This is a genomic window from Brevundimonas sp. Leaf280 (genome assembly GCF_001422455.1).
Taxonomy (GTDB): Bacteria; Pseudomonadota; Alphaproteobacteria; order Caulobacterales; family Caulobacteraceae; genus Brevundimonas.
The window spans coordinates 179791-198486 of sequence record NZ_LMNC01000005.1; the positions used below are offsets into that span (position 1 = coordinate 179791).

Annotated in this window: 14 protein-coding genes and 1 tRNA gene; 6 read left to right on the top strand and 9 right to left on the bottom strand. The window is 66.9% G+C overall.

The window, feature by feature from the left end:
• Positions 1 to 11 precede the first annotated feature (11 nt).
• The 3 genes from ASF31_RS10660 to ASF31_RS10670 form a co-directional block, all read right to left on the bottom strand.
• Complete coding sequence (locus ASF31_RS10660) at positions 12 to 371, bottom strand: DUF1318 domain-containing protein (protein WP_055754619.1); 360 nt, start codon at positions 369 to 371, stop codon at positions 12 to 14.
• A 33-nt stretch (positions 372 to 404) separates the two neighbouring features.
• Positions 405 to 593 (bottom strand): YnbE family lipoprotein, encoded by a 189-nt coding sequence (locus tag ASF31_RS10665; protein ID WP_055754620.1) that lies wholly within the window; start codon positions 591 to 593, stop codon positions 405 to 407.
• 77 nt (positions 594 to 670) lie between these two features.
• Positions 671 to 3877 (bottom strand): YdbH domain-containing protein, encoded by a 3207-nt coding sequence (locus tag ASF31_RS10670; RefSeq protein ID WP_055754621.1) that lies wholly within the window; start codon positions 3875 to 3877, stop codon positions 671 to 673.
• Positions 3878 to 4194: 317 nt separating this feature from the next.
• On the opposite strand from ASF31_RS10670, the gene ASF31_RS10675 reads away from it, so the two are divergent.
• The gene (locus ASF31_RS10675; protein ID WP_055754622.1) at positions 4195 to 5550 is read left to right on the top strand and encodes a M23 family metallopeptidase; all 1356 of its coding nucleotides are present in this window, start codon (positions 4195 to 4197) and stop codon (positions 5548 to 5550) included.
• Between the two features lie 3 nt (positions 5551 to 5553).
• Here the strand turns inward: ASF31_RS10675 and ASF31_RS10680 are convergent, their stop codons facing one another.
• The 4 genes from ASF31_RS10680 to ASF31_RS10695 form a co-directional block, all read right to left on the bottom strand.
• Positions 5554 to 7230, bottom strand: coding sequence for a TadG family pilus assembly protein (locus ASF31_RS10680; protein ID WP_055754623.1), 1677 nt, complete (start codon positions 7228 to 7230; stop codon positions 5554 to 5556).
• Entirely contained in the window at positions 7230 to 7655 is a 426-nt protein-coding gene (locus ASF31_RS10685) for a TadE/TadG family type IV pilus assembly protein (protein WP_055754624.1), read from the bottom strand. Before ASF31_RS10685 ends, ASF31_RS10680 begins: the two co-directional genes overlap by 1 nt.
• A gap of 102 nt (positions 7656 to 7757) precedes the next feature.
• Entirely contained in the window at positions 7758 to 10082 is a 2325-nt protein-coding gene (locus tag ASF31_RS10690) for an EAL domain-containing protein (RefSeq protein WP_162233961.1), read from the bottom strand.
• A gap of 59 nt (positions 10083 to 10141) precedes the next feature.
• Positions 10142 to 11791 (bottom strand): FecR domain-containing protein, encoded by a 1650-nt coding sequence (locus ASF31_RS10695; protein WP_156356012.1) that lies wholly within the window; start codon positions 11789 to 11791, stop codon positions 10142 to 10144.
• 199 nt (positions 11792 to 11990) lie between these two features.
• Between ASF31_RS10695 and ASF31_RS10700 the strand changes: the two genes are divergently transcribed.
• Complete coding sequence (locus tag ASF31_RS10700) at positions 11991 to 13517, top strand: ShlB/FhaC/HecB family hemolysin secretion/activation protein (protein WP_162233962.1); 1527 nt, start codon at positions 11991 to 11993, stop codon at positions 13515 to 13517.
• Between the two features lie 289 nt (positions 13518 to 13806).
• Here ASF31_RS10700 and ASF31_RS10705 read toward each other — a convergent pair whose 3' ends face one another.
• On the bottom strand, positions 13807 to 14724 hold the full coding sequence (locus tag ASF31_RS10705) for a LysR family transcriptional regulator (RefSeq protein ID WP_055754628.1): 918 nt from the start codon (positions 14722 to 14724) through the stop codon (positions 13807 to 13809).
• Between the two features lie 112 nt (positions 14725 to 14836).
• Here ASF31_RS10705 and ASF31_RS10710 point away from each other — a divergent pair, with 112 nt between their 5' ends.
• From ASF31_RS10710 to ASF31_RS10725, 4 genes are read left to right on the top strand one after another with little or no spacing between them, the layout of a single operon-like run.
• The gene (locus ASF31_RS10710; RefSeq protein ID WP_156356014.1) at positions 14837 to 16027 is read left to right on the top strand and encodes an MFS transporter; all 1191 of its coding nucleotides are present in this window, start codon (positions 14837 to 14839) and stop codon (positions 16025 to 16027) included.
• 21 nt (positions 16028 to 16048) lie between these two features.
• A complete protein-coding gene (locus tag ASF31_RS10715) occupies positions 16049 to 17143 on the top strand; it encodes an alpha/beta hydrolase (protein WP_055754629.1) in 1095 nt (364 codons plus the stop codon).
• On the top strand, positions 17140 to 17649 hold the full coding sequence (locus ASF31_RS10720; RefSeq protein ID WP_235551317.1) for a cupin domain-containing protein: 510 nt from the start codon (positions 17140 to 17142) through the stop codon (positions 17647 to 17649). The genes ASF31_RS10715 and ASF31_RS10720 overlap by 4 nt, the downstream gene beginning before the upstream one ends.
• Positions 17646 to 18392, top strand: a complete 747-nt coding sequence (locus ASF31_RS10725; protein WP_055754630.1) for an SDR family oxidoreductase — start codon at positions 17646 to 17648, stop codon at positions 18390 to 18392. Before ASF31_RS10720 ends, ASF31_RS10725 begins: the two co-directional genes overlap by 4 nt.
• Before the next feature lie 226 nt (positions 18393 to 18618).
• On the opposite strand, the gene ASF31_RS10730 is transcribed toward ASF31_RS10725, so the two are convergent.
• Positions 18619 to 18695, bottom strand: a tRNA-Arg gene (locus ASF31_RS10730).
• Position 18696 lies beyond the last annotated feature (1 nt).

Sequence of the window (18696 nt, forward strand, 5' to 3'; positions counted from 1 at the left end):
ACATGCGGTCTTTAGCGCTGGACCCACTGGCCCTGGGCGTTGCGGTACCATTGGCCCGAGGAGATGCGGGGCAGCAGCTGGGCCTCGAACATCCGCGCGCCGGCGACATCGGCCGAGGTGCCGGCGTCGGCAGCGCTGCGGGCGTAGGCGGCGCGGCGGCCGGAGTTGGTTGCGTCGACCGCGGCGCGCAGGCTGGCGTCCGAGGTCGGGGTGCGGAAGCCCAGATAACCGTCGGCCTGCTCACCCACGGTGCCGGCGGCCTTTGCCTGGTCGATCTGCGCCTTCTGGGCGCTGGTCTGGGCGATGGCGGCGCCCGCGACGCCCAGAGCCGCAACGGCGGCGCCGATCACGAAGAGTTTGCGGAAGGTCATGTCAGCCTGTCCCTTTCAGAGAGAAGCGGGAAATCAGAAGAGGTTGGGGTTCTGCTGCAACAGCTGCTGCAGCTCCTGGTCCAGCCGAACGCGCACGTCGGCGTCCAGCTTGGCGTAGATCTGGATCGGCGCGACCTCAAGACGGATGGTCGGGGCGCAGGCCGCGAGGGCGACGACGACGGCTCCGAAACCGAGGCCGGCCAATTGGCGCTTGTGGATCATGACGTGGGCTCCGGTTCGGCCGAGGGTGATGTCTCTAATAGCACGCCGTCCAATGAACGCGCGCTGAATGGTGAAGTTCAATCGGCAGGCGCCGGGACGGGCGCGGGCGTCGCATCCTGCTGACCCTGGCGCGCGCGATTGACGGCCAGCAGATCCGAGATCAGCTGGTTGGCGTTCAGGGTCGTGTCTAGCGTCAGATCGATCTGGGTGTTCGACGGCAACGGCAGTTTGCGGTTCAGGAACTGGCGGCTGATCAGTTCGCCGATCGTCAGGCGAAGCTCCTGGCGTTTGGGAGGATCGTGGCGGCCGCGAATGTGGAACAGGACCGCCAGACGCCCGCCGTCCAGGCTGTTCACATCGGCGCTGAGCTGGTCGAAGGACAGGTTCTCCATCGCCTGATAGGCCAGGTCCTCGACGACGTTTTCCGACACCTCGCCGCCCCCGCCGCTGGCGGCGACATCGGTCAGGACGTCCCGCTTGATCGACAGGCGGCCCGGCTGGACCGCCTCCAGCTTGCCGGCGGTGATCTTGAGCCCGCGCTTGGGGTCCATGATGAAGGGCAGGCGGCCGGAGACGACCGCGTCCAGCTGAACCTTGTCGTCAAAGCCGGTGTCGGCGACGATATCGCCCAGCTGCACCCGGTCCAGCACGATCACGCCGCTGTAGGGCTGGGTCGCGTCCAGCGGGACGGTGAAGGGCTCGACCGAGACGGTCCCGCCGCCGGCGACGACCTGGGCGCCGTCAATCAGCACCCCGGCCTCATTGATCGAGAAAGTCACATCCAGCGCCGTGACGGCCGTGCCGACGGCGAGGCTGTCGGCCGTCAGCTTTTGGTTCGGGGCGGTGATCAAGGGTGTCAGGCTGCTGAAGACGATGTCGCCGCGCAGCCCCCTCACGGCCCCGACCGGACTGACGAAATCCAGGCCCGGCGTGACCAGATGACCGCTGGAGGTCGGTTCGGCGTCCTTCGTCCAGTCGAAACGTCCGTCGAAGCTGACGGCGCCCTCGACCGGCGACTGCAGGAAGTCGGCGGCGAGCGGGCTGAGCATCGCCGGCTGAAGCCCATGCTCGGCGAAGGTCACGTTCGGGGCGGTGATGACGATGCCGCCCGAGCCGGTGCGGCCATCGTGCGCCAGGGTCAGGCGGCCGAGATCATAGGCGGCGGCCGCGCCCGTGCCCTTCAGATCGAAGGCGCCGCTCCAGCGTTCGTTGGCTAGCGTCGCAGATCCTGTGGCGGAAAGCGGTTCGAACCGTTCCGGCGTCAGGGCGTCGACGACGCGGGCGGCGGCCACATTGGCGGTCAAACCGATGCCGGCCTTGGTCCCATCGACGGTGACACGGCCCGCAGCGTCGGCGAACCGCATGCCGAGGAAGGGCGCCTGGGCCGAGACTTGGGCGAACCCGCCCGCGACGCGCCAGACGCCGTCCTTCGACGTCAACAGCGGACCGCCCTGGGGACACAGCTTGCCGGCGACCTGATGGACGTCGTTCTCGTCCAGCTCCAGCCGCTCGACGGTCAGGTCGACGCAGTCCGATGTCGCATAGGTCAGCCGGCCGGCGTTCATAGCCAGGACGCCGCGCGTCCGGGCGTCGATGCCGCGCGCCAGGTCGAAATCCAGTCGGGCACGACCGTCCAGCGTCGCTTCGAACCCGCCTTCGGTCAGGCGCCAGTTCGGGACCGCGACGGACATTTCCGGCAGGCCCTTGCCGCGCGTTGCGGTCAGGGTCAGCGCCCCGCCGCCCAGCCGCCCCGGCTCGGCCTGATAGGCGCCGCCCTGACCTTGAGCCACCGTCAGGACGCCGCCGTTGGCGGGCGTCAGGGTCACGGGACGCGACAGGGAAACGGTCGTGCCGGCCGCGCCCGTGGCGAAGCGGATGGCGGGCGCGTTCAGGGCGAAGCGTCCCAGCGCGCGCTTCATCTCGGCCAGCTCGGCGATGTCGTCGCGGCCGACCGCGCCGAACAAGGGCCAGGCCCCGTCGGCGGCGCGCAGCGATCCGTTCGCCACGATTTGAACCCCGCCGTCGCTGACCACGTCCAGATCCAGGTCGGCGCGGCCGCGCTTCAGCGCCAGGTCGCCGAAACCGAAACGGTCGAAGGTCACGCTCAAGGGGCCGGTCGCCTCGAAGGCCGCATCCTTGCCGCCCAAGGCTAGGTCGCGCGACGTCAACGACAATCCGCCGATCGTCGTCTGACCCATCCGTCCCGAACCGGCGGTCAGGGCCAGCGGCCCCTGCATGCGCCAGCGCACGGCGTCGTCGCGCGACACCGTCAGCTTGCCCCGAGTCGCCGTCGCGGCGACATCGGCGATGCGCAGGTCCGCGCCCTCGACGGCCGCCGCCTTCAGCGCGGTCGTGACTTCGCCGTCCAGCCGGAAGGTTTCGATCCAGCCGGAGACGGCGCCGTCGAACCGGGCGGCGACATCGGCGCTGCGGGCGCTTAGCGTCGAGGTTCCCAGGCGTTCGCCCGTCAGGCGGGCGTCCAGCATCGCCCGGCCGTCGCCGCGCCGCGTCTTCAGATCCGGATAGGGCAGATCGCCGGTCAGCGTCAGCGCAGCCCTCTGCCCGCGCGCAGCCGGTGTCGTGAAGGCATCAGCGGCGGCCGACAGCTTGATCGCCATCCGGTCGCCGGTCGTGGTCAGGTCCAGCAGGCCGGACAGGCCTTGGGCCTCCGTTTCGCCGCTCTTCAGCGCGGCTTTCGGCAGGCGCGCCGCCAGCCGCATCAGCTTGCCGTCGTCAATCCGGGCGTCAGCCAACAGATCGACCGGCCCGTATTCCGTATTCAACCGCCCGCGACCGCCCTCGACGATGACCAGGGGCCCGCGCGAATCCGGACGCGGCGGTCCGCCGGTGAACTCCTTGATCAGCGGGTCCAGCGAGCCGAACGACAGTTTTCCGCCCTTCCAGCTGGCCCTGACCACCGGTCGCACCAGACGGATGCGGCTGGGGGTGACGCCCAGGCCCGACCTGGACCACGGCATGGCGACGGCGTAATCGACCTCGGCCCGCTCAACGACCACATCCGGATCGTTGGAATCGCCGATGCGGATGCGGCCGACGAAGCCGTCGATCTCGATCCGCTCCACCTCGACATCGGCCGGAATCCCGCGCTGGTCCAGCCAGCCGACCAGGACATTGCGGGCCACAGCACGGCGATTGAGATAGATCAGGGCGGCCACCACGCCGATCAGCAGCGCCAAGATCAGAACCCCGACGGCCACGGCGCGCAGGACGCGACGGGTCTTGGCCGGCGGCTTTGGCTGGGGCTTGGACGGTGTGTCGGTCAAACGGATCGATCGCGTGATTGAAACGGCAGGCCGCCCACCTTGGTCATCCTTATCCCCAGCACAAGATTAAAGCGTGACGGTCGGTGTTCGGCGCCGCTTCCTGCCGGTCAAGCTGGGCCAGATAACGGCGAATCGACCGGTCGGGATCCCCGCACCGTCGAGCTTTGTCTGACGCACGTTAACCGTTTGTAACGGTCTGCTTTCCAAAATGAGACAAGCGAGGTATAGGACCGCCTTCGCGCCACGGGCGATACGGCGCGATCTTCGAGAACGAGTAAAGCTTTGGCGCCGAAGGCGTCGCAATACGACGGGGACCGATGGCTCAGTTCGACCCACGCCGCCAGCCGATGCGGCTCGCGCCGCACATGCTTACGGCGGCAGCTGCAATCTCGGTGGCGATGCTCGCTGGTCGAGCCTATCAACCCGCTCAGGCCGAAGAAGTTCCCGCCCTGACCTCGGCCCAGATGGCGGCCATGGAAGCCAAGGCCTTCGCCGCCGCCAACGCGCCCGCCGGCCTGACCGCGCCCGAGGCCGTCAACGTCCAGATCCGCCGCGGCGAAACCTTCGAGCAGGCCGTGCGTCGCACCGGTGTCGCGCCGGAAGAAGCCAGCGCCGTCGCCGCCACCGTCGCCAACGCCTTCGATCTGGCCGATCTGCGCGCCGGACTGAAGTTCGAAACCGCCATCGCCAAACCGCGCAACGGCCGGGGCGACGCCCGCCTGATCGGCCTGACGATGCGCACCGGCCCGGCGTCGCAACTGACCGTATCGCGCAGCTTCGACGGCGCCTTGCGCCTGCGTTCGCTGGAAGAAAAAGTCACCCATGAGACCGTCGTCCTGAAGGGCGATGTCGAGCGCAGCCTGTCCGCCAGCGCGCGTGAACTGGGCGCCACCGCCTCCATCGTCCGCTCGGCCAGCCGCCTGTTCGCCACCAAGTTCGACATGCAGCGCGACATCCGCGCCTCCGACGAGTTCACCATGGTCTTCGACCGTGAAGTGACCGAAGCCGGCCGCACGGTGGATGTGGGCGACCTGATGTACGCCGAACTGCGCGGCGTGACCTTCTATCGCTTCAAGCCCGCCGGCGCGAAGGAGGCTCAGTTCTTCGATTCGAACGGCAAGAACCTGCGCTCCGCCATGATGCGCACGCCGCTGCAGAGCTTCCGCCGCGTGTCGTCCAACTTCGGTTTCCGCACCCACCCGATCTCGGGCTATAAGAAGATGCACCAGGGCATCGACTTCGCCGCCGGAACCGGCACGCCGGTCGTGGCCCCCGCGGACGGCGTGGTGGTCGAGGCGCGCCGCTGGGGCGGTTACGGCAACTGGCTGCGCATCCGCCACAACAACGGACTGGAAAGCGGCTACGGCCACCTGTCGCGCTACGGCTCGGGCATCCGCGCCGGCCAGCGGGTCAGCCAGGGTCAGATCGTCGCCTACGTCGGCTCAACCGGCGCCTCGACCGGTCCGCACCTTCACTATGAGCTGTGGCGCGGCGGCCAGCGGATCAATCCCGCCGGCGTGCGCACCCAGGAAGGGACCGAACTGGCCGGCGCCGACCTGACCGCCTTCCGCGCCGAAAAGGCCCGCATCGACCGCATCATCGCCTCGGGCGGTCAAAAGCGCCCGGCCATGCAGCAGGCCTCGGCCGAAGGCCTGCGTCCCGCCCGCGGCTAAGGTTCAGCCGACCAGACGCGGGGTTGCGCGCCCCGGCGTCGGGCAGGACAGGCCGTGGACCGTCACATCGGCCTCGCCCAGCTTCAGGCCCAACAGGTCCAGTACCGGATTCAGCGCGCCGTCCAGCACCGGCCCCAGCGGCTCCAGCAGCCGCCCCAGGGCCTTGGTCAGGTCGCCGAGCCCCAGGCCTAGGCCGATCACGTTCACATCCACGTCCAGGCGCGCCAGCAGGCTGGCCACCGCACCACTGGCGAAGCCGCGCGACGCCATGGTCTTGGTGCGCTGATTGTCGATGTCGCCCGCGTCGAACCTTAGCGATCTGAAACCGGCGTCCGCCGCCTCGACATCCGCCTTGCCGGTGATGCTGACGAGGCCCAGGACCGACAGCAGGGTCGCGCGCTGGGGCGCCAGCGGGGCCTTGAAGTCGTCAAGCTTGGCCTCGTCCACCACACCGATCGATGCGCGCGCCAGGCCCGGCCGCACATCGACCTCGACCGCGTGCGCCGGATCGCAGGACAGCGACTTCAGCCGCGCCTCGGACGCCGCCATTTCGATCAGGATCGGCAGTTCAACCCGCGCCAGACCCGACAGGGATTGCGCCGTCTTGGCCCGCACGTAGAGCCGCGCCTGAGCCGTGCGGATGATCGGCTGGCCGTTGGCCGTCACCGTCAGCCAGGGCGAGCGATTGGGCCGTTCGCCGATCGCCAGGCTGGTCTTCAGATCGGCGAGCCCGACCGGCACGCCCAGGTTCAGCGCTATCTGTCGGTCCCCGCCCCCGACCTCCAGCATGGCCATGACCAGATCCATGGCCGAGACCGACGCGTCCAGCCCCTCGCGGATCCCGTCGGGCGATTGCGCCTCCAGCCCGATCAGGTCGCTCAGCCTGACCTTCGTTCCGACCGAGGCCGAGGCCAGCTTGCCCAGCGCCCCGCCGTCCTGGCCGCCCGCCAGCCGCTCCAGCACCCTCAGCGCACGGCCGGCGTCGACCTGGGTCGCCAGAAGCCGGTCATAGTCGCCGACCTGGACGCCCAGATCGGTCGCCAAGGCGTCGGTGAACCCCAGCAAATTGACGTCCAGATCGATCAGACGACGATAGTCCATGACGCTGAGCGACACCTTCGACCCGGTCAGGCCGCCGAGCACCTGATTGGCCACACCGCCGTCCAGCCGCGCCAGACGCGATCCGATCGAGATCATGGCCTTGGGCGTCCCGCCGCCCGTCGTCGCCGTGGCCCGGCGGGTGACCCGCACCTGATAGCGGCCCAGCAACAGCGGCGTGAAGAACATCGGCGCGCGACTGGTGACCTCGACCCGTGCGGCGTTCGGCTTCACCCCGCCCGTCATGAACCGGTCTTTGCGCGCCTTGGCTGGATCGGGCGTATAGACGCCCAGCGCCGTCGTCACCGTGACCGAGACGTCGGGCGCGACATTGGCCTCGACCGTCGTCTGCGCCGCGCGCGAGACTGCGCCCTCGCCAAGCGCCAGGTTTCGCACCGCCGACAGCGCCGCGAGATCCGCCGCCCCCTGAACCCGGCGCGTGTGCAGAACCAGAACGCCCAGGTCGATCACCGCCGCCGTGAACAGACACAACAGGCCGCCCGCGACCGCCGCGATCACCGCCACCGCCCCACGCCGATCAGCGCCGAACCGGAGCAGCAGCCGAGGCGCCCAGGCCCTCATCAATAGTCGCCCACATGGATGACCGCCGACCGCCGAATGACCGACGGCGGACGCGGCAGCATTCCGCCCAGCACCATGATCAGACTGTCGCTTGCGTCATAGACGACGACGACCCGCAGGCGGCCGGCATCCTCCATCACCTCGATTGTCGTGTGATCGGGGTTCAGCGCCACGCCCCGCACCGCCTCGCTGACCTCGCGCCGCGCCAGGCCGTCGCGCTCGGCCGCGTCCAGCCCCCCGATCGCCGCCCTGGCGCCCTCCGACGCCAGGGCCTGAACCGACTGGGCCATCAGAAACCAGCCGCCATAGACGACGATGCCGATCAGCAGCAGGACCAGGATCGGCCCCACCAGCGCAAACTCCACCGCCGCCACGCCCTCGCGCCCGCGTCGCCTTGCAGCAGGAATGGGTCCAAACGTCCGCATGCCAACCTCACGATTACTATCATGGGTTGTATATCAGGCACAGTTAAGCGTTCGTGTGGCCGCTGAGCGAGCATATGCTCGTCGCGCCTACAGTAGCCAGCCCTAGCCGGCCATCACCCGTTTTTCGGCCCGATCTGATGTCGCGAAAAAGGCAAGCAAGTCGTCGAACGGCAGTGGTCGCGAGACCCAGTAGCCCTGGATGGTGTCACATCCCAGAGCCGACAAGGCGTCAAAGACTTCCTCGGTTTCAACGCCTTCTGCGACGACGGTCATGCCCAAACCGTGGGCCAGATCGACGGTGGATTTGATGATCAGGCGATCACGCCCGCTGTCGAGGACATCAAGGATCAGGGACCGGTCGATCTTCAACTCGTCAGCGTTCAGCATTTTCAGATAGCTGAGCGAAGATAGGCCGGCGCCGTAGTCGTCGATCGAAATCCGCACCCCCGCCGCTCGATAGGCCGCGATCGCCTGGGCCGCGATCTTCGGGTTTTCGATGACGGCAGTCTCAGTGATTTCGAAGATGAGATCGGCGTCGCAGCCCTCGATCAACTGGAGCGCACGCGCTTGGAAGGCCTCGTCCACAAGGAGCCGTCCGGACACGTTCAGAGCGATCGCCAGATGAACGCCCTGGGCCCTCAACGCGGCCTGATCCTCGATCGCTTTGACGATGCTCCATTCGGTCAGGACCCTGATCTGTCCCGTCTGTTCGGCGATCGGAATGAACAGGTCCGGCCCGATCCGACCCCGCACCGGATGATGCCAGCGGCAGAGCGCCTCGACAGAAGCCGTTGAGCCATCCGAGGTCTTGCGCTTGGGCTGATAGTGCAGACTGACGTCGCTCCTGCGCAGGGCGTCGCGAAGTTCCGACATCAGGGCGAGGTTGTTGTCGGGATCGACAAAGGACGCCTCGTCATAAAGCACCGTACGGTCGTCCGAGAGATCGGCCTGGTTAAGCGCCGTCGTCGCCCGTTCGATCAGGGCATCGCCGCTCGCCGACTGCCTATCCTGTGAGGCGCTGCCGATGCGGACGAACAAATCCAGAGGCTGGCCGTCGACGGTGAAGGTCGTTTCCACGGCGCGAAGCGATCTGGCCAGGGCGTGTTGCTGATCGACGGACAGATCGGCCCGCGAGAAGGCGAGCACCGAGGACGCGATTTGCGCCACCAGGTCCACGTCGGCCAAATTGGCCAAGCGGTCGGCAAGCTGGACCATCAAGGTGTTGGCGACGTCATAACCGACGACCCCGCGCATCTCCGCATGGCGATCCACGCCGATCGCAAACACGGCGACGTTGGTCTCGGCTGTGGCGATCAGGTCGTCGATGCCCGCCAGCAGAGCGCGGCGATTGGGAAGCCCTGTTTCCGGCTGGTGCATCGCCAGATGAAGCAGGCCGGCCTCTCGCGCCTGCACGATCGCCTTGGCTTGCCTCGTCAACTCCACGCGGGTCGCCCAGATCGCCATCAGTGTCTGCGTGAAAAGAAGCGCGGCGATGTCGATGCTGACCGGCAGCAAGGCCTGAAGCACGATCGGCGCGATGACGATCAAGGCCGTGATGGCGACATGGCGCACGACCAGCCGCCACAGGGCGCCGCCCCCGCTTCTCACAGGCTGTAAAGCCGCGACGAGCCCGGCGCACAGGATCAGAAGCGCCAGCGGGCTAAGGCTGACCAGGGCCCGTGCGTCAGCGATACTTTCGTAGGCGAGGGCGTGGATGATGACGCCGGGCAACAGCCCGACGGGCGTGGCGAACTCGTCGCCGAGTTCAAGGGCCGTCGCCCCCATCAGAATCTTCTTGCCGCGCACGAGCGAGGGGTCGAAGCGGCCGCTATAGATGTCCTCGAAACTGAGGTGGGGGATCGATTTCTGCTCGATCCCGAAATCGACAGTGAAAGCGCCCTGTCGCACCGAGGCATCGGCCAAGATGGCCGCGACCGATGGCGGCGCTTCATCTGAGGCGCCATAATCGTAATGGCGCACCCTTCCGTCGCCATCCACAGGCACATTGACCGAAGCGAGCAAGGAATCATTCAGAAGCGGCGCGATCGGGCGGTTGCCCGATCTGCGTGTTTCCCCGGCGCCATATGACTCCATCTGCTCGAAGGTCGCCAACGCCACCTGACCGGGATGTCGCGACACGGCCGCCGCCAGCGCCTGATCGGACGCGGGGTTCGACGGCGCGCTGAAATCGACATCGACAGCGACTAGGGTCGCCCCTGCCAAAATCAGATTGTCGATCGCCTGGGCATACCGTCGCCGATCCCATGGCCAGGCCTCTGCGGCGACCAGGCTTCGGGAATCGATCTCGACGATCGTCAGGCTCTGGGTGGCGGGCCTCTCCAGAACCGAGAACCGCGCAGAGGCGATGACATCGTCAAGGGGCCGGAAGGCGCCGGACAGCATGCCGACGCCTATGACCGCTAGCACTGACAGGCTCCATATTCCGGCACGCGCACGCATCGATTGGAGCGCTCGATAAAGATTCATCAATCTCTCGGCGGGCGACCGCCAGGCCCCCCATTGCCCCCGTTGCCGCCACCGTTGCCGGAGCCGCCATTGCCGCCCCCGTTGCCGGGGTTGCCGGGGTTGCCGGGGTTGCCGGGGTTGCCGGGACCGCCGTTGCCGCCACCGTTGCCGGAGCCGCCATTGCCACCCCCGTTGCCGGGGTTGCCGGGGTTGCCGGGGTTGCCCGGACCGCCGTTGCCGCCACCGTTCCCGGAGCCGCCATTGCCGCCCCCGTTGCCGGGGTTGCCAGGGTTGCGCGGACCGCCGTTGCCGCCACCGTTCCCGGAGCCGCCGTTGCCGCCCCCGTCGCCAGGGTTGCCGGGGTTGCCCGGACCGCCGTTGCCGCCACCGTTGCCGGAACCGCCATTGCCACCCCCGTTGCCGGGGTTGCCGGGGTTGCCGGGGTTGCCCGGACCGCCGTTGCCGCCGCCGGTGCCAGAGCCGCCATTGCCGCCCCCGTTGCCGGGGTTGCCGGGGTTGCCAGGGTTGCCCGGACCGCCGTTGCCGCCACCGTTGCCGGAGCCGCCATTGCCACCCCCGTTGCCGGGGTTGCCGGGGTTGCCCGGACCGCCGTTGCCGCCGCCGGTGCCAGAGCCGCCATTGCCGCCSCCGKYGCCAGGGTTGCCGGGGTTGCCCGGACCGCCGTTGCCGCCGCCGGTGCCAGAGCCGCCATTGCCGCCCCCGTTGCCGGGGTTGCCGGGGTTGCCAGGATTGCCCGAGCCGCCGTTGCCAGTGCCGTTGGCGACCCCGCTGCCAAGATTGGCCGGATTGCCGTTGCCTGTTCCAATCGACCCGTTGGCGCCCGAACTGGTGGTTACAGGCGGGGCCGATCCGTTGCCGCCTTGGGCAGAGCTTGCTCCGCTACCGGTGGATGTCGCCGCAGAATTCCCAGAGGAGGTGCTGGCCGTCTGGGCCGATGGTGTCGCCGTAACGGCTATAGGACTGCTGGATGTCGCGGTCGTCCCGCTCGTGGCCGCTGGCGCCGTCGCAGGCGGGTTCTGGACTAGGCCATCGGTCAAGGTCTCGTAGTCAAGGCTTGGCGCCGCGACCGGCGCCGCTTCGATCGGAACCGATGCAACGGGTGTGGAAACTTCGACGCTGGTCGGTTGCTGACGCGGAACCAAGGCGGTGGCGCCCGCCGCCACGTCACTGACGGCGTTGCCGTTGTTGGCGCGAACTTCGACCAGACCTTCGGCGACATGCACGCGGTCGCCGATTGGGTCGACGGTGACTGTAAACGTCGTTCCCTTCACCACGGCGGCAAGCAATGGCGTCTCCACTCGGAAGTGCGGCTGCCTCTGCCGATCAACCTGGAAAAGGGCCGAACCGAGGTCCTGCAAAACCCGTGTCATGCCGCCGACTTCTGGCGCGAGCGTGGTGCGACTGTTCGGCCCTACCACGACCCTTTGCTGACCGTTCGTGATCAGCGCCCGGCCGTTTCCGCCTGTCGTGACGCTGGTTCCGGTCGGTAATACCTGCCCAACCGCGCCGTTTGCAGCGGGCCGCGCCGGTATGGCCACGCGAACAACGCCTGCCACTTCCCTGATGCGCCATTCATCCGCCAGAGCCTGGGTCGGATAGCGCACGAAGAAGAAGAGGACCGCGAAGAATATTGCGTATCGATTGGCCAACACAGGCTCCAGACATTCTATTTGATGTTCTGGATATCAGGACGTGCCTGCCAAGCTCTTAACTGGCGATATTAACACGATTTTTAGCCCGAACGCCGTAAGTGGCCTCCTGTGTCTGGAGAGCGGTGTGCGTCATATTTTTTCGACTTCATGGTTAAGAACAATCACTGTCCTGTGGGGGATGGTGGCGGTGCTGACCATGGCTGTCGCGGGACCGGTTCGCGCGGACGCTGAGCCGGCTTCGACGCCGGACGCCGGATGCGCAGGATGTCTGATCCTGACCAGCATGCTGATCCAGGGGGTGAGCGCCTATCCACTCGCCGATCTCGCCGACACCTATGACCAGCAATTGGCGCGGCGCGTCTCGGTGGACGATCTGGTGCAGTCCGCCAATGCGATCACCGCGCGTTATCGGAACGACGGCTATTTTCTGACCCGCGCCGTCGTCGCCGAAACCGACCCCGCCATCGGCGCCGCCCGCATCGTCGTGTTCGAGGGCTATATCTCGGAACTGAAACTGACCGGCGATGGCGCACGCGCCGTCGAACCGATCCTGAAGCCTTTGGTGAACCAGCGCCCCCTGACCGTCGGCGAACTGGATCGCCGCCTCTCCCTGGCGTCCGACGTGCCCGGGGTCAAATTGACCAGCCGCATCGAGCCGATCATCGGCGACCCGGCGCAACACCGCCTGGTGGTCGAGACGGAAATGACCTCGGGCAGCGCCGGCGTGTATGCCGACAATCGCGGTTCCGAAACCCAGGGTCCGTGGCAAGTCTACCTGTCCGGCGCCCGCAACTCGACATTTATGGCCGGCGACCAGATCACATTGGGCGTGCTGACGGTGCCGGATCGTCCTGACGAACTCACCTATATCGATGCGTCCTACTCTGTCGTCGCGCCCGGAGGCGGCCGCATCCGCTTTGGCGTATCGGGCTATGAGACGGATGCGCCGCTTCAGAACGCATCGGGCTGGGTCGGGGGGAGCAGCCGCATGGCCTGGGTCACGCTCTCGCATCCTTTGGTCCGTTCGCGCGACAAGAACCTCTGGCTCAATGCGGGACTGGATGTCCGTCGCGTCGAGCAGAACTACGTCGCCACGGGTCGCGCCGACGAGACCCTGACCGTGGCGCGGATGTCGGTAGCGGGACAGCGGCGTTACAGCCCCGGCTGGATGGCCGGCTCGGTTCAGGTGTCCAAGGGGATCGACGCCTTTGGCGCCACGACCGAGCGTTCGCCGCTGAATACGCGCTACGACGCGACGGGCGAGTTCTTCAAGGTCAACGCCCAGGTCAGCGCCTATCGCGATCTCAGCAAGTTTGTCGGCATCTACGTTGAGGCCTCAGGCCAATGGTCGGACGACGCCCTGCTCAGCTCCGAAGAGTTCTTCGTCGGCGGCCCGACCTATGGCCGGGCGTATGACTATGGCGAAGCCAGCGGCGACAAGGCCGTCGCCGGGATGATCGAGGCGCGGATCGGATATGATCCCAAAGGCGAACTGATCACCTTCGCCCAGGCCTTCGCCTTCTTCGACGCCGCCAAGGTTTGGAACAAGACGCCCGGACGCGACTGGTCCGAACAGCTGACGTCCGCCGGCGTCGGTTCGCGCATCACCTTCGACCGCAAGACCACCCTGCGTATCGAGTTCGCCAAACCCCTGTCCCGCGCGCCCTATAACCAACCCGACAAGGGCTGGCGCACCTTCGTGTCGCTGTCGAAACAGTTCTAGGCGCGCACAGAAGCCCTCGCGATGCGCTGCAGCGGATCGCGAGGCGGCCCGCCTAAAATTGGCGTCACGTTTGCAGTCGTATTTTTTGGAAGAAGTGGCGCACCCGGAGCGATTCGAACGCCCGACCCTCAGATTCGTAGTCTGGAGAAAATTGTATGGAAAACAGGCTCTTGGCCTTTGGGCCTTGTAACGCCAAAGTCTATGATCGACCTGCCATGAACCGATGTTTCAACTCGGCTGTGTCGGCAAATATGCATGGGCAGTGGGTCGCGCACAACCAAAGGCTGGGTCACCACAAAGGGCGGTCGTCTTGCCCAGACTGGTAGCGCAGGGCGTCCACGATTATCTGAAAGGCAGCCAGGTTCTGACGACGGCTGGGATAGTAGAGAAAGTAGCCGTCGAACTTCGGAGACCAGTCGTCCAACACAAGTTCCAGCCTGCCTGACGCGAGATCCGTCGCGACGATGTCCTCCGGCACATAGGCGATCCCCAGTCCGCTGACCGCTGCGTCGATCATGGCGTAGGAGTTGTTGAAGGTGACCTGGCCATCGACGCGGACGCGCAGGGCCTGACCGTCCTTCTCGAACTCCCAGGCATAGAGGCTGCCCGCCGACTCGTGGCGCATGTTGATGCACGCGTGGGCCACCAGGTCCTTGGGGTGCTGTGGCCTGCCGCGCTCGGTCAGGTAACCGGGTGAGGCGACGGCGACGAGACGCCAGTCGGGGCCGATGCGGACGGCGATCATGTCCTTCTCGACGCTTTCGCCCAGCCGGACGCCCGCGTCGAACCTTTCCTCGACGATGTTGCGGAAGGTGCTGTCGAGGATCAGTTCGACCTTGATGTCGGGATAGGCGGCCAGCACCGGTTTCAGCTTGGGCCACACCACGCTGTCCAGGGCATGATCGGACAGGGTCAGTCGGATCGACCCCGCTGGCCTGTCCCGCACGCTGGTCAAGCTTTTGATCTCCTGTTCGATCTCGGCCAGACGCGGCGTGATCGTCTGCAGCAGACGTTCGCCCGCCGCCGTGGGCGCGACGCTGCGCGTCGTGCGGGTCAGCAACCGGATGCCCAGACGCGCCTCAAGCTGACGGATGGCATGGCTGAGCGTGGATTGCGCGACGCCGATCCGGGCGGCGGCCTTGGTGAAGCTGCGCTCCTCCGCGACGATCTGGAACCAGGTCAGCTGGTTCAGGTCCGGTCCGGCCATGGACGGCCTCCTCGATTAATCGTCTACATCGATTAGTTCATGCCAATCTCCATGGCTAATCGCTTTGAAGGCCAGCGCCTAGTTTGTCTCTCGACGAAAGAGGGAGACGACCATGCTGGCGGCCACCGCTCCGACATCCGAAGCCACGACGCCGACCGCCGCCTGGGGCGCGGTGTTGTCGATGGCGCTGTGCGTGGCCTTGCTGATCGCGTCGGAGTTCATGCCGGTCAGCCTGCTGACGCCCATGGCGCAGGGTCTGGGCGCATCGGTCGGGCAGACCGGCCAGGCCGTCTCGATCAGCGGCCTGTTCGCCGTCGTCGCCAGCCTGGGGGTCAGCACGGTCGCCGGGCGGCTCAACCGCAAAGGCGTTCTCGTCGGCCTGACGAGCCTGATGGGTCTCTCGCTGGTGCTGGTCGCGGCCGCGCCGAACTTCGAGATCCTGATGGTCGGGCGCGCCTTGCTGGGCCTCTGCATCGGCGGCTTCTGGGCGCTGGCGACGGCCGTCATCATGCGGCTGGTCCCGCAAGCGGACGTGCCGCGCGCCCTGGCCCTGATGTATGGGGGTCAGGCGATCGCCGCCGCCTTCGCCGCGCCGATCGGCAGCTATTTCGGCGGCCTGTTCGGTTGGCGCGAAGTCTTCTGGGCGCTGACGCCGCTCGTGGCCGCCAATGTGGTCTGGCACCTTGTCGCCCTGCCGTCGCTGCCCGCCCGTGGACAGCGGGGGATCGGCGACATGCTGGACCTGCTGCGTCGCCGGTATTTCCTGGTCGGCCTGATCGCCTCGATGCTGTCCTGGGGCTCGGCCTTCACCCTCTTCACCTATCTGCGGCCCTTCCTCGAACAGGTCACAGGCGTCGGCGTCACCGGCCTATCGGTCCTGCTGCTCGCGCTCGGTTGCGCCGGCTTCGTCGGCACCTGGGCCTCTGGCCGCTTCATCACCGGGGACGTCTCCAGGCTTCTGCGTCTCCCGGCCCTGGTCATGGGCGCGGTCACCGCCGGCCTGCTGGTTGTCGGCGGCTGGCCCATTGCGGCGGGTCTCCTCCTGGTCGTCTGGGGCGCGATGAACACCGCCATGTCGGTGATCTGGATGACCTGGATGTCGCAGAACGCCGAGGACGCACCCGAAGCCGCCGGCGGCCTGATGGTCGCCGCCGTCCAGGCCTCAATCCTGCTGGGCGCGGTCGTCGGCGGCCTGCTGCTCGACCACATCTCGATCAACGCCGTCCTGATCGCCAGCGTCGCCCTCGCCGCCCTGGCGGTGCTGATCGTCCGCGATGGTCGCGCCCTGCTGAAACCCCGCTGAACCCACACCCCGGAGCCCGACATGACCCCCACTTCCCCCCACCTTCAGACCCGGACGTCCCCCGAAATGGATCGTCGGGGCTTGATGAAACTGACCGGCGCCGGCGTCACCGCCCTGGCCGCCGCCTCCCTCCTCCCCTCCTCCGACGCAAAGGCGCAGACCATGACCAGCGACTGGGACAAGGTGTTCCCCCGCAACGACGCCGTCGACCACCAGAAGGTCACCTTCACCAACCGCTACGGCATCACCCTGAGCGGCGATCTCTACCGGCCCAAGGGTCGCGACGGCCAACGTCTGGCGGCGCTCGCCGTCGGGGGTCCGTTCGGCGCGGTCAAGGAGCAGTCGTCAGGCCTTTACGCCCAGACCATGGCGGCGCGCGGCTTCGTGGCCCTGGCGTTCGATCCGTCCTTCACGGGTGAGAGCGGCGGTGAGCCCCGCAACGTCGCCTCGCCGGACATCAACACCGAAGACTTCATGGCGGCGGTGGACTTCCTCGGCCTGCACCCGTCGGTCGATCAGGAGCGGATCGGCGTCATCGGCATCTGCGGCTGGGGCGGGATGGCGCTGAACGCCGTCGCAACCGACAAGCGGGTCAAGGCCGTCGCGACAAGCACCATGTATGACATGAGCCGTGTGATGTCGCGCGGCTACAACGACAGCGTCACGCCTGAGCAGAGGACGCAGTCGCTGGAGCAGATGAGCCGCCAGCGCTGGGTCGATGCCCGCCACGACGCCCCCGCCTACGGCCCCGCCGCCAACGAATTAAAAGGCGGCGAGGCCCAGTTCCTGGTGGACTACCACGCATACTACATGACGCCGCGCGGCTACCACGCGCGGGCGGTGAACTCCGGCAATTCCTGGTCAGTCACGACGCCGCTGTCCTTCATGACCTTCCCGCTCATGACCTACATCGCCGAAATCTCGCCTAGGCCGATCCTGCTGATCCACGGCGAGAGCGCACACTCTCGCTACATGAGCGAGACCGCCTTCGCGGCGGCGGCGGAGCCTAAGGAACTCCTGATCATCCCAGGCGCCAGCCACGTCGATCTCTATGACCGTCTCGATCTGATCCCGTTCGATCGGCTGGCCCAATTCTTCCAGGAGCATCTCTCGTGATCACTTCGATTCTCTCAACCACGGCCGCCCTGTTCGGCGGCGAAGCCCCCCCGCAGACGCAAGGAAACGCCCCCGTCATGGAAATCACCCGCAAGGCCGACCAGACCACCATCGACGGTCCGGCCGAATGGTTCACCGGCCGCGTCACCATCAGCGGCCAGTTCCAGCGCGAGGCGCCGTCGCGCGTGGGCGGCGCCCTCGTCCACTTCGAGCCGGGTGCCCGCACGGCCTGGCACGTCCATCCGCTGGGCCAGACCCTGATCGTCACCGAAGGCGTTGGCTGGACCCAGATCGAGGGCGGCCCGAAGCTGGAGTTCCACGCCGGCGACATCCTGTGGTGCCCGCCCGAGCACAAGCACTGGCACGGCGCGACGCCGCACGCGGCCATGACCCACATCGCCATCCAGGAAAGCCAGAACGGCTCGCCCGTCACCTGGATGGAGCAGGTCACCGACGAACAGTATCTCGCCGACACGTCGGCCACCGAAGCAAAGGCAGATCAATGACCGACAACATCACAGGCAAAACCGTCGTCATCACCGGCGCATCGAGCGGCATGGGCGCGGCGGCAGCCCGTCACCTGGCCGCAAAGGGCGCGGCCGTCGTCCTCGGCGCCCGCCGCTCCGATCGTATCGACGCACTCGTGGCCGAGATCACCGAAGCAGGCGGCAAGGCCATCGCCGTGCCGACGGACGTGACCAAGCGTGAAGACCTCCAACGTCTCGTCGGCGCCGCCGTCGAGACCTATGGCCGCATAGACGTGCTGATCAACAACGCCGGCGTCATGCCTCTGTCTCCGCTTGAGCGCGTGAAGATCGACGAATGGGACCAGATGATCGACGTTAATCTGAAGGGCGTGCTCTACGGCGTCGCCGCAGCGCTGCCGCACATGATCGCCCAGAAGTCCGGCCACATCATCAACGTCTCATCCGTCGCCGGCCACAAGCTGTTCGGCGGCTCCGCCGTCTATTCCGCGACCAAGTTCGCGGTGCGCGCCCTGTCCGAAGGCCTGCGGCAGGAGATGGCTCCCCACAACATCCGCACCACCATCATTTCCCCCGGCGCGGTCAAGACCGAACTCCTCGACCACATCAGCGAGACGGACGTCCAGAAGGCCAACCAGGATTATGTGGGTCAGATTGGCGTGCCCGCCGAGACGCTGGCGCGGCTGGTCACGTTCGCCATCAATGAACCCGAGGATGTCGGGATCAATGAAATACTGTTCCGCCCGACTGCGCAGGAACTGTGAACCAGGCGACCTAGGCGATGGATGCCAGCAGGCTGGCGTCCATCGCCGAACTTCAAACTACCCGTGCGGCCGAGGACGAACGGTGACTAAGAGCATCAGACTTCTGGAGGACAAATTCTAGTTTCTCTTCAGAAACTTGGCTTTGCTCTCGTTGAGTTGTTACACACCTGTGCTGATGGCGAGCGCGCTGCGACCGACCATTAACAATCTGATTTTTAAGAAGAAGTGGCGCACCCGGAGCGATTCGAACGCCCGACCCTCAGATTCGTAGTCTGATGCTCTATCCAGCTGAGCTACGGGTGCG